We start from the raw sequence: 16,343 nt of genomic DNA, 5'->3' as shown, positions 1-16,343 counted from the left end.
TGAGTGCAAAACCAAGAAGCTTGATTTCGAATCTCGTTGCTTGCTGCGATCAGCGAAGCCTTGCATTGTAGCCTGTTTTTACCAGACTCAAATCAAAGTTTGAAACCTTTTGTCAAGACCCAGAGGGTCTTGACAAAAAGAAAAAGCCTTGCGGCTTTTTCTTTGATTTGGCGGAAACGGAGGGATTCGAACCCTCGATGAGGCTCTACACCCCATACTCCCTTAGCAGGGGAGCACCTTCGGCCACTCGGTCACGTTTCCGGAATGACGCTATTGTAAACAGCTTTTTTGTTCGTTTTTGGAAAGTTGCGAAAATTATTCGCTTTTGTCCAAACCGAAGGCGGTGTGCAGGGAACGCACGGCCAGCTCCAGGTACTTCTCGTCGATCACGACCGAAGTCTTGATCTCGGAAGTCGAGATCATCTGGATGTTCACGCCTTCCTTGCTCAGAGCACGGAACATGGTGGAGGCCACGCCCACATGGCTGCGCATGCCGATACCGACGATGCTGACCTTGGCGATATTGGGATTGCCCACCACTTCGGAAGCACCCAGCGCAGGAACAACGCTTTCACGCAGCAGCTCCATGGCACGCTGGTAGTCGCCCTGGCTCACGGTGAAGCTGAAGTCAGTCTTGCCGTCCTTGGAGATGTTCTGGATGATCACATCGACTTCGATGTTGGCATCAGCCACGGGACCCAGGATGGCAGCAGCCACGCCGGGGGTATCAGGCACGCCCAGCACGGAGATCTTGGCCTCGCCACGATTGAAAGCGATGCCGGATACGACAGCCTTTTCCATTTTTTCGTCTTCCTCAAAAGTAATCAGCGTGCCGGACTTGGCTTCTTCTTCCAGATCGATATCCCAGGGCGTGAAACTCGACAGCACGCGCATGGGCACCTTGTACTTGCCTGCAAACTCCACGGAACGGATTTGCAGCACCTTGGAGCCCAGGCTGGCCATTTCCAGCATTTCCTCAAAGCTCACGGTACCCAGGCGCTTGGCAGCAGGCACCACCCGGGGATCGGTGGTGTAGACGCCATCCACATCGGTATAGATCAGGCATTCTGCCGCCTTCAGGGCGGCAGCCACGGCCACGGCCGAAGTATCGGAGCCGCCACGCCCCAGCGTGGTGATATTGCCTTCGGGATCGATACCCTGGAAGCCGGTCACGATCACGACACGACCTGCCTCGAGGTCGGCGCGCACGCGCTTGTCGTCGATGGACTCGATGCGAGCCTTGGTGTAGCTGCTATCGGTGCGCACAGGCACTTGCCAGCCCGCATAGCTGACCGATTCCATGCCTTCGGCCTGCAGCGCAATGGCCAGCAGCGCCGAGGATGCCTGCTCGCCAGTGGCGGCCAGCATATCAAGCTCACGATAGTACGAACTCTTGGCGTGGCTGGGAGCCAGTTCGCTGGCCAGACCCAGCAAACGGTTGGTTTCGCCACTCATGGCGCTGGGCACAACCACCAACTGGTGACCTGCCCGAGCCCATTTGGCCACACGCTTGGCGACGTTGCGGATGCGCTCTGTCGAGCCCATCGAGGTGCCGCCGTATTTATGAACGATCAGTGCCATTGGATACTAAAGGGTGACGAAACAGCAGCCACGGCGCAGGTCACAAAGGTTTTGGCGCGCCGGCGGTTTTCGTACAGGTAAAAAAACCAAAACCTAGGAATTGTACCAACCGAGACTTGTCCCCTGGCGCTCTACAAAACCTCGCCCCACCTTGATGTGGATGCGGTGCCCTCGCGTAGTGCAAACGCCGAGCTGTGCCATGAGCTGCGCAAGCTGTGCCGCCGTCGGCGTGGTGCCATGCTCGGTGCGCAACCAATAACGCAGAACATTACCCATACGCAGCTCGCTCAAACTCTGCAGCGCCTTGATGGCGGGCGGCACCCCCACCAGTTGCAGATCTGCCGCCGCCTGCTGGTCCAGCAACTGCGACGCTTGGGCGCAATGGGCGCTGCTGCGTGCAAACGTGCTGCGAAACTGCGGAAAGACCTGCTCCAGCACCGGCAGCAACTGAGCCCGGATGCGATTGCGCGTGTAGCCTGGATCGGCATTCGTCGGATCCTCGACCCAGCTCAAATTCCTGAGCCGCAACCAGTCGCGCAGCGCCTGCCCCGGCACCTCCAGCAAGGGCCTGAACCATTCCAGCCCTGCTCTTTGCCAATGCCCAGGCATGGCCGCCAGACCGGCCACACCGGCACCGCGCGAGAGCGCCAGCAGCAAGGTCTCGACCTGATCGTCGGCATGCTGGGCCAGCGCCATGGAGCGCACCACATCCAGCGCAGCACCCTGCGCATCGAGCCAAGGCTGCCGGGCCTCCTGAATCAAGGCCGCATAACGCCCCTGCCGCGCCGCATCTTCTGGGCTTTGTCCCTGCACATTGCGCGCATTGATGGCGCAGACCTTGAGGGCAATGCCGTGCCGGGCGCACAGCTGCTCGCAGTGCCGCTGAAATTCATCAGCTGCAGCCTGCAAACCATGGTGCACATGAATCGCCCGCACCTGCCCTGGCCAGCGCGCATGACAGGCCAGCAACAGAGCTGACGAATCGGCTCCGCCGCTGAAGGCCACAACCAGCGGCAGCGCTGGATTGAATGCAGCCACTGCGGCATCCACCCGGCCGGCCGAAGCCACCAACAAGTCAGCGTCTGACTGGGCTTGCATGAACAACAGACTCCCTCTTTCCAATTCAATAGCGGCCAGCGCTTACCAAGCAAGGGATTAAGGCGTATTTCGCTCATAAACTCTCGACAAAAACAAATGGCTCCCGAAGGAGCCATTGTGCGCAAGCGGCATCAAGCCCGCTGGATCAGCGGTTGTCGGCCTTGGTGTCGGCAAACTTACCATAGCTCTGAATGCGGTCGTAGCGACGATCCTGCAGCTCCTTGGGCTTGAGATCGGTCAGCTGGCGATAGGCATCGCCCAGCGCACGCTTGAGGAAGGCACCCATTTGCTTGTGATCGCGGTGAGCACCACCCACAGGCTCGTTGACGATCTTGTCCACCAGACCCAGCGCCTTGAGGCGGTGAGCAGTGATGCCCATGGCGTCTGCTGCTTCCTGGGCCTTTTCGCCGGTCTTCCACAGAATGGAAGCGCAGCCTTCGGGACTGATCACCGAGTACACGGAGTACTGCAGCATCAGCACCTGGTCTGCCACGGCAATGGCCAGCGCACCGCCCGAGCCACCTTCACCGATGATGGTGGTGATGATGGGGGTCTGCAGCTGAGCCATTTCGTAGATGTTGCGACCGATGGCTTCGGACTGGCCACGCTCCTCGGCATCGATGCCAGGGAAGGCGCCGGGCGTGTCCACGAAAGTGAACACGGGCAGCTTGAACTTCTCGGCCGTCTTCATCAGACGCAAGGCCTTGCGATACCCCTCGGGACGCGTCATGCCGAAGTTGCGCAGCGTACGCTCCTTGGTATCGCGGCCCTTTTGATGACCGATCACCATGCAGGGCTGGCCGTTGAAGCGCGCCAGGCCGCCGATGATGGACTGGTCATCGGCAAAGTGGCGGTCGCCGTGCATTTCGACAAAGTCGGTAAAGCACTCGCGCACATAGTCGAGCGTATAGGGGCGCTCGGTATGGCGTGCGATCTTGGTGATCTGCCAGGGGGTCAGGTCGCTGTAGATGTCCTTGGTCAGCTGCAGGCTTTTCTTGCTGAGCTGATCGATCTCTTCCGAGATATCTACTGCGCTTTCAGTCTGCACATAGCGCAGCTCTTCGATTTTGGATTCGAGTTCGGCAATGGGCTGCTCAAAATCCAGAAAGTTCTTTTTCGCCAACGTATTTCTCCTTGTGCCAGCCTGTTGCAATCCTTGCAATCGGCCAGTGGACAGATGTCATCAAGCCACAGGCTGCGCCTCGAGCGAGCGCCAAATATACCAAGTTGCAACCGTACACCACGGTTTCCAAGCCTCGGCAACTTCACGGGCATCGCTGCGACTGACAGGATCGCCCGAAAAATGATTGAGAGAGATGCCCTGTATCAAACCGGCATCGTCCAGAGGCAGCACATTGGGCCGCCCCAGACAGTAAATCAGAAAATTCTCGGCCGTCCAGCGGCTGAGACCGCGTATGGACATCAGCTCGGCAATGATGACTTCATCGCTCATCTGAGCCCATTCATCCATGTGCAGACGGTTCTCGGTGAAGTGCAGAGCCAGATCGACCAGATAGTCCACCTTGCGGGCCGACAACCCCACCGCACGCATATCGTCCACCTTGAGCCTGAGCACCTGCTCGGGCTGCATGGCAGCAGGCAGCCTGGCGAACTTGTTCCACAAGGTCTTGGCGGACTTCGCCGAAATCTGCTGCCCGATGATGGACCGGGCCAACGTGGCAAAGGCCTGCTCCTGCCCGCAAGGCAACAGAGCCTGGCTGCCGAGTTGCGGAATCAGGCGCTTGAGCACACGATCGCGGCGCATGAGCTGACGACAGGCCTCAGCCCAATAGGCAGGCACACCATCAGGCAAATCCAGATGGATCTTTGGAGCGGCCGCTTTGGACGCAACTGCCTGCTTTGCAGATGTACCCGCAGGCTGAGCAATGGCTGCGGCTCCCAAAGGCGCTACAGGCAAAGGCGCAGCCGGCCCCATGGGCACGGGCAGATCAGCCACCAGCGGCAGCTGTTCAAACTCCATGGTGTCCAGATGCTTGGCCGCACTCATGCACGACTCTCCGCACTGCTCACACAGTTGATGGAATATTGCATGCAGCCTCAGCCTTTGGCGGCCGCTTCCCAGGTCGTGCCCGCGGCCGAGTCCTTGAGGACGATGCCCTGATCGAGCAACTCCTTGCGGATGCGGTCGGCCTCGGCCCAGTTCTTGGCAGCCTTGGCCTCTGCGCGTGCGGCAATCTGCGCCTCGATCGCTGCCGCGTCCACCCCTTCGGCACCAGCCTGCAGAAACTTTTGCGGCTCGGCCTGCAGCAGGCCCAGGCAGGCCCCCAGGGCCTTGAGCAAGCCAGCCACTTCGGGCGACTTGCTGCGGTTGACCTCGGCGGCCAGCTCGAAGAGCACGGCCACGGCCTCGGGCGTGCCGAAGTCTTCGTCCATCGCCGCCTTGAAGCGGGCGGCATAGGGATTGCTCCAGTCGATCTGCACCTCGGCAGGCGTCACCAGGTCCAGCGCGGTATAGAGGCGCTTGAGCGCACCGCGCGCATCATCGAGATGCACATTGGAATAGTTCAGCGGGCTGCGGTAGTGACTGCGCACGACGAAGAAACGGATGGTCTCGGCGTCGTACTCCTTGAGCACGTCGCGGATGGTGAAGAAGTTGCCCAGCGACTTGGACATCTTCTCGTTGTCCACGTTGATGAAGCCGTTGTGCATCCAGGTCCGTGCGAACGGCTTGCCGGTCGCACCTTCGCTCTGGGCAATCTCGTTCTCGTGGTGGGGGAACTGCAGATCCGCACCGCCGCCATGGATGTCGAAGCTCTCTCCCAGCAGCTCGCAACCCATGGCCGAGCACTCGATATGCCAGCCGGGGCGACCTTCGCCAAAGGGGCTGGCCCACTTCACGTCGGCGGGCTCGTCCACCTTGGCCGACTTCCACAGCACAAAGTCCAGCGGGTCGTGCTTGCCGTCGGCCACGGCCACACGCTCGCCGGCGTTGAGCTCGTCCAGCGACTTGCCCGAGAGCTTGCCGTAGCCTGGAAACTTGCGCACGGCGTAGTTCACATCGCCGTTGCCGGCCTGATAGGCCAGGCCCTTGCCCTGCAAGCGGGCAATCATGCTCAGCATCTGCGGCACATACTCGGTGGCGCGCGGCTCCAGCGTGGGGCGCTCGATGCCCAGCGCATCCGCGTCCTGGTGCAGCGCATCGATCATGCGGTCGGTCAGGCTGCGTATGGTCTCGCCGTTTTCCACCGCGCGCTTGATGATCTTGTCATCGATGTCGGTGATGTTGCGCACATAGGTCACCTTGTAGCCGCTGGCGCGCAGCCAGCGCTGCACCACGTCGAAAGCCACCATGGAGCGTGCATGGCCCAGGTGGCAGAGGTCATAGACCGTCATGCCACAGACGTACATACGCACATGGCCCGGCTCAAGCGGCGAAAACGATTCCAGTGCACGCGACAGCGTGTTGTAGATACGCAAACTCATGAATCTTGAAATAGGGAGAGAGGGTGGCGAGCAGCAGCACTGGTCATGCCTGCGATGCATAAACCATGCCTGCCATTCCCTGAGGCTGAAAAATGCGCACTAGCATCCAGACACATCCCGGTCCGGCCAGACGCCTAAGCGCCGCACACCCCTCAGCTACAATTCCCCGCAGTATAAGCTCCCGCCGCAGCGCAGTTTTGCGGCGCCATGAAAGCACCTACATGCCTGTACGCAACTTGTTCAGTACCGCAGCGCGTGCGGCAGCCCTGGCTGCCTTGCTCGCTGCAGGTAGCGCCTACGCCGACGATTACACGGATGTTGCCCAGTTGCTCAAGAGCGGCAAGACACAGCAGGCGCTGCAAAAAGCAGACGCCTATCTGGCCAAGAATTCACGCGACCCGCAGATGCGTTTTCTGCGCGGCATCGCGCTGAGCAATGACGGCAAGACCGAGGACGCGATTGCAGCGTTTCGCCAGCTGACCGAGGACTATCCCGAGCTGCCCGAGCCCTATAACAACCTGGCCGTGATCTATGCACGCCAGGGTGACCTGGATCGCGCCCGAGCAGCGCTCGAAGCCGCCGTGCGCAACAATCCGAACTATGCCGTGGCGCACGAGAACCTGGGCGATATCTATGCCCGCCTGGCCTATCAGTCCTATGCGCAGTCCCTGGCCAAGGGCGGCCGCCCAGCAGCCCTGAACCCCAAGCTCAAGCAGCTCAAGGACTTGCTGCAGCCTGCGGCCTCTCTCGCAACGCCTGCCCCGGCCCAGCCTGCACAGCGCTGAACCCGTTTTTTGCCATCGCCGCCCTTCTCCCTCTTGTGAAGCTGGCCGGCGCCCTCAGCTGCCTCAAGCCTGTTTTTCGCAGCCGCCATCCCTGCGGCCCTGCCCAAGGCCCACTTACCCAGGAATATGACCATGCTGAATTTCCGTCGAAACAGCCTCAAGGCCCTGTCCGCGATTGCGCTGACAGCCACTGTTTTTGCCCCCCCCGGCCTGGCCCAGGCGCAATCCAAGGTGCAGCTCAAGACCAGCATGGGCGATATCGTGGTCGAGCTCAACGATGCCAAGGCCCCCAAGAGCGCCGCCAATTTTCTGCAGTATGTGCGTGACAAGCACTATGACGGCACGGTGTTCCACCGCGTCATCGACGGCTTCATGATCCAGGGTGGCGGCATGGACGCCAATCTGAACGAAAAGCCCACACGCGCCCCGATTCCGCTGGAAGCCAGCAACGGCCTCAAGAACGACCGCGGCACGATTGCCATGGCGCGCACCGGCAACCCCAATTCCGCCACCTCGCAGTTCTTCATCAATGTGGTGAACAACGACATGCTCAACGCACCCAAGCCCGACGGCCATGGCTATACCGTCTTCGGCAAGGTCGTCAAGGGCATGGATGTGGTGGACAAAATCCGCGCCGTGGCTACGGGCAACCGTGGCATGCACCAGAATGTGCCCACGACGCCGGTAACAATCCTCTCCGCCACCGAAATCAAGTAAACACCCCGGCGGCGCTGCACCTGCCGGGCAGCGCCCGCCTCTTTACTCCATCCTCTAGAAAGCACAGACATGAGCAATCCCCAAGTCGAACTGCACGTGACCATCAACGTGGCTGACACCGCAACCCAGGGCGTGATCACCCTGGAACTGGACGCCGTGAACGCGCCCAAGTCCACCGAGAACTTCCTGAACTACGTGAATCAGGGCTTCTACAACGGCACCATCTTCCACCGCGTGATCAAGAACTTCATGATCCAGGGCGGCGGTTTCGCAGCCGACATGAAGCAGAAGGAAACCGCTGCTCCCATCGAGAACGAAGCCAAGAACGGCCTGAAGAACGACAAGTACACGATTGCCATGGCTCGCACCAGCGATCCTCACAGCGCAACCGCCCAGTTCTTCATCAACACCGTGGACAACGGCTTCCTGAACCACACCGCTCCCACCGGCCAGGGCTGGGGCTATGCCGTGTTCGGCAAGGTGGTCAAGGGTGAAGAAGTCGTGGACGCCATCAAGAAGGTGCGCACCACTCGCAAGGGCTTCCACGACGACGTGCCTTTCGACGCCGTGGTGATCGACAAGGCCGTGGCACTGTAATCTCCCCCTGAGGCGCTAACGCGCCTTCCCCCCTCTCTGCTTCGCGGAGGGGGATGACGGCCTCGCTGCGGGGCGGCCCTTGCTTGCCGTCTCTTTGTGAGGCCGTTATTGTTTTCAGGCTGCGCACTTTTCATTCATGGCTGAATCTTCTGATCCACGCACTGCCGCTCCTCAAGTCGCGCAGCTCCAGGCTGAGCCCCACTGGCGCACGCTTGATTTCATTTCCGATCTGCACCTGCAGCCGTCCGAGCCGCAGACGGTTGAAGCCTGGCGCAGCTATCTGGCACGCAGCACGGCCGACGCCATCTTTATCCTCGGCGATCTGTTTGAAGTCTGGGTGGGTGACGATGCACTCGATGAAACCGGCAGCTTCGAAGCCGAATGCGCTGCCGTGCTGCGCGAGGCGGCGCAGCAGCGCCCGCTGTTCTTCATGGTCGGCAACCGCGACTTTCTGGCCGGTGACGAATTTCTGCACCGAAGCGGCATGACCGGCCTTTCCGACCCCACGGTGCTGCGGTGGGCAGGCACCAGCATCCTGCTCAGCCATGGCGATGCGCTGTGCCTTGACGATGTGGATTACCAGCAATTCCGCGCTGTTTCGCGCTCCGCCGCCTGGCAACAGCAACTGCTGGCCCAGCCCCTGGCCGTGCGCCGCGCGATCGGCAGATCGGCACGCAGCGAAAGCGAGCAACGCAAGCAAAGCGGCGCACCCTACGCGGATGCCGACGCGCAGATGAGTGCCACCTGGATGCAGGCCGCGCAAGCGCCCTGGCTGATTCACGGCCACACTCATCAGCCCGCCGACCACGCACTGGGCAGGCAGCAGTGGCGCATCGTGCTCAGCGACTGGCACATCGATGCCGATACGCGTCGCGCCGAGGTGCTGCGTATGACACCCCAAGGCTGGCAGCGCATGCCGCCCGAGCAGGCCTGACGCGACGCCCCGGTTGGCGCTATCCAATTCAGAGCTTCTTGCGCTTGCTATTCATAGATTTCAGATTGAAAGCCATCAAAGTTCCATGAATAGCAGGCGCTAGCAGCTATCAAATTTACTGAACTGACAGACACGAAAAAGCCCGCTGCCCACAGAGCTGGAGCACCGGGCTTCTTTGTTTACGGCCAGATCTCAAACCGAGATAGCTGAAGCCGAGCCTACTTGCTTGCGCAGCTCGAACTTCTGGATCTTGCCCGTGCTGGTCTTGGGCAGCTCGCCAAACACCACCGCGCGCGGCACCTTGTAGCCGGCCAGATGCTTTTTGCAGTGGGCAATGATGTCTTCGGCCGTAGTCTCGGCTCCGGCTTTGAGCTCGATGAAGGCGCAGGGCGTCTCGCCCCATTTGGGATCGGGCTTGGCCACCACGGCCGCAGCCAGCACGGCGGGGTGGCGGTAGAGCACATCCTCCACTTCGATGGACGAGATGTTCTCGCCTCCCGAGATGATGATGTCCTTGCTGCGATCCTTGATCTGGATATAGCCGTCGGGATGCTGAACTGCCAGGTCGCCGCTGTGGAACCAGCCGCCGCGGAAAGCTTCCTGCGTCGCCTGCGGGTTCTTGAGATAGCCCTTCATGGCGATATTGCCCTGGAACATGATCTCGCCCATGGTCTGGCCGTCGCGCGGCACGGGCTGCATGGTTTCGGGGTCCAGCACGGCAGCAGAGCGCTGCAGGTGGTAGCGCACGCCCTGGCGCGAGTTCAGGCGGGCGCGCTCGCCGATATCGAGCGCATTCCAGCTCTCATGCTTGGCGCAGACCGTGGCCGGGCCATAGGTTTCGGTCAGGCCATAGACATGGGTGATGTCAAAGCCCATGGCCTCCATGCCCTCGATCATCGATGCAGGCGGCGCGGCCCCTGCCACCATGGCCTTGACGCCGGCGGGCACGCCCTGCTTCATGGCAGCCGGCGCATTCACCAGCAGGCTGTGCACAATGGGCGCACCGCAGTAATGGCTCACGCCATGGTTGCGGATGGCGTCAAAAATCGCCTGCGCATCCACCCGTCGCAGGCAGACATTGACCGCCGCGCGTGCGGCCACCGTCCAGGGGAAGCACCAGCCGTTGCAGTGGAACATGGGCAGCGTCCACAGATAGACCGCGTGCTTGGGCATGTCCCACTCCAGCACATTGCTGATGGCATTGTTGTGCGCGCCGCGATGGTGGTAGACCACGCCCTTGGGGTTGCCTGTGGTGCCGCTGGTGTAGTTCAGCGCAATCGCATCCCATTCGTCGCCGGGCAACTGCCAGTCGAAGCCGGCATCGCCCTGGGCCACAAAGCTTTCGTAGTCGATGGCACCGATCTGTTCGGCCGCCTCGCCATAGACGCTGTCCTCGACCTGGATCACATAGATGGGTTCTGTGCCCTTGCGCAATTTGAGTGCCCTGGCCATCAAGGCCGCAAACTCGGGGTCAACGATCAGGGCCTTGGCTTCGCCGTGATCCAGCATGAATGCCAGGGTCTCGGCATCGAGCCGGGTATTGAGCGTGTTGAGCACGGCACCGGCCATGGGCACGCCAAAGTGCGCCTCCACCATGGGTGGCGTATTGGGCAGCATCACGGCCACGGTGTCGTTCTTGCCAATGCCGATTTTCTGCAGGCTGCTGGCCAGCTGACGGCAGCGCGCATAGGTTTGCGCCCAGCTCTGGCGCAAGTCGCCGTGAACAATGGCCAGGCGCTCGGGGTAGACCTCGGCCGTGCGGGCAATAAAGCTCAGCGGCGTCAGCGCGGCGTAGTTGGCGGTATTCGGTGCAAGGTTCAGATCGAAAGAACTTGTCATGTTTGTCTCCTGAGCGTTTTGTACCCCAGCATCGGTCACGCCAGGCTTACAACCGAGCGCCATGCAGGCCTGTTGTGATCGGGATCAAGCAGTTGCGCCCGAAATGCCGCACCGCGCTGGCAAACCGGCATGCGACATGCACAGACAAACCAGAGCAATGCAAAAGGTCATTCAGCGAGACAGTACTTTCAACAGCTTCTGAAAATCGATAAATTCATTTTAAATCAACAACATGGAATCTCATTGAAAAATTCCCCCATTACCCAGGCAGGGCCAACTCATGCAAGTCATCTATAAGACATCATTTATCTGACAGACCAATCACCAGGACTTCGAATCGCTTTTAGAATGCGCACATGTTTTGAGTACATGACTGCCTGCACTGGCAGTGCAAGACCGGCATCTCTGCCCGCACGGAGCCGGTCGCAAGCCTCAAGACTGAGTGGCGGAGGAGACGTTTTAGAGGAGAGCCTGGCAATGACCCAGGCATCAGGAGACCTGAGCCTGCACCCATGGGTGCAGGCTTTTTTTTGCCCGCCTGCTCCATTCCTGCCGCGCCCTCGGCCATTGCCGAAAAAGGCAGAATACGCGGGTGGCCATTCCCCAATCATTTATCCAAGAGTTGCTATCCCGCGTCGACGTCGTCGACATCGTGGGCCGCTATGTACAGCTCAAAAAGGGCGGCGCCAACTTCATGGGCTTATGCCCGTTCCATAGCGAGAAGTCGCCCTCTTTCACCGTCAGCCCCAGCAAGCAGTTCTTTCACTGCTTTGGCTGCGGCAAGAATGGCAATGCCATCGGCTTTCTGATGGAGCATGCCGGCATGGGCTTTGTCGAAGCCGTGCAGGAGCTTGCCAACCAATGCGGTCTGCAAGTGCCGCAGGACGACATCAGTCCCGCCGAGCGCCAGCGCCAGGCTCAGCAAAAGCAAAAGGCGGAAACACTGAGTGATCTGCTGGAAAAAGCCGGCGAGTCCTATCGCAAGCAGCTCAAGGCAGCTCCGAAAGCCATCGAGTATCTGAAAAAGCGCGGCGTCTCCGGCGAAGTTTCCAAGCGCTTTGGCCTGGGCTATGCCCCTGCAGGCTGGCATGGTCTGGCCAGCGTATTTGCCGAGTACGACAACCCGCAGCTCGAAGAATGCGGGCTGGTCATCGTCGGCGAGGACGACAGCCGCCGCTACGACCGCTTTCGCGACCGGCTGATGTTCCCGATTCGCAATGTCAAAGGCGAGTGCATAGGCTTTGGCGGGCGGGTGTTCGGCGATGAAAAGCCCAAGTACCTGAACTCGCCCGAAACCCCGGTCTTCCACAAGGGCCGCGAACTCTACGGCCTTTACGAGGCCCGCCAGGCCCTGCGCGACATGGGCTACGCCCTGGTCACCGAAGGCTATATGGACGTGGTGGCGCTGGCCCAGCTCGGCTTTGCCAATGCCGTGGCCACGCTTGGAACGGCCTGCACGCCCGAGCATGTGCAAAAGCTGTTTCGATTCACCGATGCCGTGGTCTTCAGCTTCGACGGCGACGGCGCGGGCCGGCGCGCCGCGCGCAAGGCTCTGGATGCAGCCCTGCCGCTGGCAACCGACACGCGCTCCATCAAATTCCTGTTCCTGCCTTCGGAGCACGACCCCGACAGCTTCATCCGCGAATTCGGCCCCGAGGCCTTCTCGCGCTATGTAGGCGATGCAACGCCACTGAGCCGCTTTCTCATCGAATCGGCCAGCGAAGGCTGCGATCTGGGACAGACAGAAGGCCGTGCCCACATGGCCAGCAACGCCCGGCCGCTGTGGTCGCTGCTGCCCGACGGCGCGCTCAAACGCCAGTTGCTCTCCGAAATCGCAGCCCTGGCCCAGCTGGACTCGCGCGACCTCTCCGATATCTGGGCGCAGGAAGCCGCACGCACCGCCCCCATTGCCCGCCGCGCGCCTGCGCCCCCCGGCCCTCAGGCACCGGAATGGGATGCGCCTGCGGGCAACTGGGAAAGTGCTCCCGACTGGGCCGATGCCGCGGCACCGGCACCCTCCTACCCGAGCCAGGGCAGTGGTGGCAACTGGTCGGGCCGCAAGGAATTCGGCCGCCAGCGCAAGCCCTGGGGCAAGAAGGGCGAGGACTGGAACCCGCCACAACTGGGCCCGCGCCCCACGCCGGTCAGCCGCGAAGACCAGGCCGCACGCCTGCTGATGTGTCACATGGAGTTCATGGAAGAGATGACCCATGAAGATTTCGATGCCCTGGCTCGCTGCAACCAAAGCCATGCCCCCTTGTTCCGTTGGCTGGAGGCCCAGTTCACCGAATCCGGCCCGCGCTCCTGGGCTGTGCTGCGCGAGCAATTGCAAGGCTCACCCTGCGAGCCGCTGGCCCACAAGCTCATGAGCGGCGCCCATGCCAACCCTGAAGGCGAAGTGGACGAGTTGCGCAAGGAGTTACGCGGCACGCTCAATCTGATTCTGGTGGATCACCTCAAGCGCGAAGAAGCCAAGGCTCTCAAGGAAATTGCTACAGACCCCACAGCCGCAAGACGTTACATTGAGTTTCAACAGCGGCGAAAAAATTTATCTGTAATTATTAGCTCCACCTCTTGACATCTTTAAAAAAGGTATAATTTAGTGGATATAGGCAAGAGCGACAGCAACACCTCCGACCCGGGCACCGTGAAGAAATCACGTGATGGCAGCAACTGCATGGCCCATTTCTCGCAAGGATTGCATACCAAATGATCGCCCCAACATCTTGCCATGGAGTCTTTGTGCTCCACCGGACAGGCTAGACCTGTTCTTGCGCCAGCTTTCATGGCGTTTGTTTGCATTTTCCGTTTTCCTTTGTGTGTTTGTGTGTGTTCGTACCGTGAGAGGTGTTCATGCCCGTTTCAAAGTCCGTGAAGTCCAAGCAGGCCCCAGAAGCTTCAGCAAAGCCCAAGACCTCTAAAACTTCCACTTCCGCAGCAGAGCCCGCGAAAAAGGCCAGTGCCAGCAAGCCTGCTGTGAAGAAGAGTGCTGCATCTGCAGCCGAAGCAAAGAAAGACACCACCGTGGTTACCAAGTCACAAGCCGAACTCAAAGCCATGGCCGATGCGCTGCTGGCGCAGGCAACTCCCAAGCGCGGCCGCAAGAAGGCCGAAGAAGACGACGACACAGCTGCCGCTCCTGCCGCCAAGAAGACTGTCGCCAAAAAGGCCCCAGCTGCCAAGAAGGCAACCGCCGTCAAGGCCCCCGCTGCCAGCGCCGATGCCGACAAGACTCCCGCCAAGCGCGGCCGCAAGCCTAAGGCCAAGGAGGCCGACGAGGACATGGATGATGCAGACCTGTCGGATATCGACAGCGATCTGGAAGGCGAAGTCGAAGAGGAGGCATCGACCGAAGCGTCTGCTGCTCCTGCCGAAAAGGCCAAGCCTCTGCGCATGAAGATCAGCAAGGCGAAGGAACGCGCCTTGATGAAGGAATTCGGCCTGGACGAGACTGTTCTGACCGAAGAGGAAATGAACACCCGCCGTCAGCGTCTGAAGATGCTGATCAAGCTGGGCAAGACCCGCGGCTACCTGACCCACGCCGAAATCAACGACCACCTGCCCGACAAGCTGGTCGATGCCGAAACGCTGGAAGTCGTGATCTCCATGTTGAACGACATGGGCGTGGCCGTGTACGAGCAGACTCCCGATGCGGAAACCCTGCTGCTGAACAACACCGGCCAGTCGGCCACCACCGAAGAAGAAGCGGAAGAAGAGGCCGAAGCGGCTCTGTCCACCGTGGACTCAGAATTCGGTCGCACCACCGACCCCGTGCGCATGTACATGCGTGAAATGGGTACCGTCGAACTGCTGACACGCGAAGGCGAAATCGAAATCGCCAAGCGCATCGAAGGCGGTCTGATGGACATGATGGAAGCCATCTCGGCCTCCCCTGCGACCATCGCCGAAATCCTCAACATGGCCGAGGAAATCCGCGAAGGCAAGGTTGTCATCTCCACCGTGGTGGACGGCTTCGTCAATGCCAACGAGAACGACGACTATGTGGCCGAAGAAGACTTCGACGAATACGACGAAGAAGACGACGATGACGGCAAGGGCGGCTCCAAGGCTCTGACCAAGAAGCTCGAAGAGCTGAAGAACGAAGCCCTGGGTCGCTTTGACTCCATGCGTGAGCTCTTCGACAAGATGCACAAGGTGTATGACAAGGAAGGCTACGGCACCGAGGCATACATGAAGGTGCAGAAGGCCATCACCGAAGAGCTGATGACCATTCGCTTCACAGCCAAGACGATTGAAAAGCTCTGCGATCTGGTGCGCGCCCAGGTGGACGACGTGCGCAAGAAGGAACGCGAGCTGCGCAAGATCATCGTTGACAAGTGCGGCATGCCCCAGGAGCAGTTCATCAAGGACTTCCCGCCCAACCTGCTGAACCTGGACTGGGTCATCAAGCAAGTGGCGGCAGGCAAGAACTACAGCGCCGTGCTGGAGCGCAATATTCCGCCCGTGCAGGAGCTGCAGCAGAACCTGATCGACCTGCAGGCCCGCGTGGTCGTGCCTCTGGAAGAGCTCAAGCACATCAACAAGCGCATGAACAGCGGCGAGCGCGCCAGCCGCGATGCCAAGAAGGAAATGATCGAGGCCAACCTGCGTCTCGTGATCTCCATCGCCAAGAAGTACACCAACCGCGGTCTGCAATTCCTAGATCTGATCCAGGAAGGCAATATCGGCCTGATGAAGGCCGTGGACAAGTTCGAATATCGTCGCGGCTACAAGTTCTCGACCTATGCGACCTGGTGGATTCGTCAGGCCATCACGCGCTCCATCGCCGACCAGGCCCGCACGATCCGTATCCCCGTGCACATGATCGAGACCATCAACAAGATGAACCGCATCTCGCGCCAGCACTTGCAAGAGTTTGGTTTCGAGCCCGATGCGTCCATCCTGGCAGCCAAGATGGAGATCCCCGAGGACAAGATCCGCAAGATCATGAAGATCGCCAAGGAGCCGATCTCGATGGAAACCCCCATCGGCGACGACGACGATTCCCACCTGGGCGATTTCATCGAGGACGGCAACAACACGGCGCCGATCGACGCCGCCATGCAGGCCGGTCTGCGCGATGTGGTCAAGGACATTCTCGACGGCCTGACGCCTCGCGAAGCCAAGGTGCTGCGCATGCGCTTCGGTATTGAAATGTCCACTGACCATACGCTGGAAGAAGTCGGCAAGCAGTTTGACGTGACGCGCGAGCGCATCCGTCAGATCGAAGCCAAGGCGCTGCGCAAGCTCAAGCACCCCTCGCGCTCCGACAAGCTGCGCAGCTTCATCGACTCGCTGTAAAGTCAGTCCGAGGAACCGGCGCGCCGGTTCCCTGCTACTCAAAGCCC

The 16,343-nt window shown here is 60.4% G+C and carries 12 protein-coding genes and 1 tRNA gene; 6 read left to right on the top strand and 7 right to left on the bottom strand.

Annotation, left to right across the window (positions count from 1 at the left end; genetic code table 11):
• Positions 1–168: 168 nt before the first annotated feature.
• From AAIL66_RS02240 to cysS, 6 genes are all read right to left on the bottom strand, one after another.
• Positions 169–261, bottom strand: a tRNA-Ser gene (locus tag AAIL66_RS02240).
• Positions 262–315: 54 nt separating this feature from the next.
• Positions 316–1,581, bottom strand: a complete 1,266-nt coding sequence (locus tag AAIL66_RS02235) for an aspartate kinase (protein WP_003057587.1) — start codon at positions 1,579–1,581, stop codon at positions 316–318.
• Positions 1,582–1,674: 93 nt separating this feature from the next.
• Positions 1,675–2,685: a tRNA lysidine(34) synthetase TilS gene (gene tilS / locus AAIL66_RS02230; protein WP_343495894.1), complete on the bottom strand. Its 1,011-nt coding sequence runs from the start codon at positions 2,683–2,685 to the stop codon at positions 1,675–1,677.
• Between the two features lie 139 nt (positions 2,686–2,824).
• A complete protein-coding gene (locus tag AAIL66_RS02225) occupies positions 2,825–3,802 on the bottom strand; it encodes an acetyl-CoA carboxylase carboxyltransferase subunit alpha (RefSeq protein WP_003057594.1) in 978 nt (325 codons plus the stop codon).
• A 60-nt stretch (positions 3,803–3,862) separates the two neighbouring features.
• The gene (locus tag AAIL66_RS02220; protein ID WP_034360037.1) at positions 3,863–4,687 is read right to left on the bottom strand and encodes a DNA-3-methyladenine glycosylase; all 825 of its coding nucleotides are present in this window, start codon (positions 4,685–4,687) and stop codon (positions 3,863–3,865) included.
• Positions 4,688–4,737: 50 nt separating this feature from the next.
• The gene (cysS, locus tag AAIL66_RS02215; RefSeq protein WP_045838269.1) at positions 4,738–6,123 is read right to left on the bottom strand and encodes a cysteine--tRNA ligase; all 1,386 of its coding nucleotides are present in this window, start codon (positions 6,121–6,123) and stop codon (positions 4,738–4,740) included.
• Between the two features lie 221 nt (positions 6,124–6,344).
• Here cysS and AAIL66_RS02210 point away from each other — a divergent pair, with 221 nt between their 5' ends.
• From AAIL66_RS02210 to AAIL66_RS02195, 4 genes are all read left to right on the top strand, one after another.
• Positions 6,345–6,908, top strand: coding sequence for a tetratricopeptide repeat protein (locus AAIL66_RS02210; protein WP_034360033.1), 564 nt, complete (start codon positions 6,345–6,347; stop codon positions 6,906–6,908).
• Between the two features lie 132 nt (positions 6,909–7,040).
• Positions 7,041–7,625 carry a peptidylprolyl isomerase gene (locus tag AAIL66_RS02205; protein ID WP_343495893.1) on the top strand — a complete coding sequence of 195 codons (585 nt, stop codon included), beginning with the start codon at positions 7,041–7,043 and terminating at the stop codon, positions 7,623–7,625.
• 69 nt (positions 7,626–7,694) lie between these two features.
• A complete protein-coding gene (locus tag AAIL66_RS02200) occupies positions 7,695–8,222 on the top strand; it encodes a peptidylprolyl isomerase (protein WP_034360031.1) in 528 nt (175 codons plus the stop codon).
• Between the two features lie 136 nt (positions 8,223–8,358).
• A complete protein-coding gene (locus AAIL66_RS02195) occupies positions 8,359–9,156 on the top strand; it encodes a UDP-2,3-diacylglucosamine diphosphatase (protein WP_343495892.1) in 798 nt (265 codons plus the stop codon).
• A 192-nt stretch (positions 9,157–9,348) separates the two neighbouring features.
• Here AAIL66_RS02195 and AAIL66_RS02190 read toward each other — a convergent pair whose 3' ends face one another.
• Complete coding sequence (locus AAIL66_RS02190; RefSeq protein WP_034360027.1) at positions 9,349–10,995, bottom strand: acyl-CoA synthetase; 1,647 nt, start codon at positions 10,993–10,995, stop codon at positions 9,349–9,351.
• A 592-nt stretch (positions 10,996–11,587) separates the two neighbouring features.
• Between AAIL66_RS02190 and dnaG the strand changes: the two genes are divergently transcribed.
• Together dnaG and rpoD are read left to right on the top strand one after the other, a co-directional pair.
• Positions 11,588–13,573 carry a DNA primase gene (gene dnaG / locus AAIL66_RS02185; RefSeq protein WP_343495891.1) on the top strand — a complete coding sequence of 662 codons (1,986 nt, stop codon included), beginning with the start codon at positions 11,588–11,590 and terminating at the stop codon, positions 13,571–13,573.
• Positions 13,574–13,848: 275 nt separating this feature from the next.
• Positions 13,849–16,296 carry an RNA polymerase sigma factor RpoD gene (gene rpoD / locus AAIL66_RS02180; protein WP_063661417.1) on the top strand — a complete coding sequence of 816 codons (2,448 nt, stop codon included), beginning with the start codon at positions 13,849–13,851 and terminating at the stop codon, positions 16,294–16,296.
• Positions 16,297–16,343 lie beyond the last annotated feature (47 nt).

This window comes from Comamonas sp. F1-6 (assembly GCF_039581415.1).
GTDB classification, from domain to species: domain Bacteria; phylum Pseudomonadota; class Gammaproteobacteria; order Burkholderiales; family Burkholderiaceae_C; genus Comamonas; species Comamonas thiooxydans.
The sequence above is the reverse complement of the archived record's forward strand: the minus strand, read 5'-3'. Positions and strand labels throughout refer to the sequence as shown.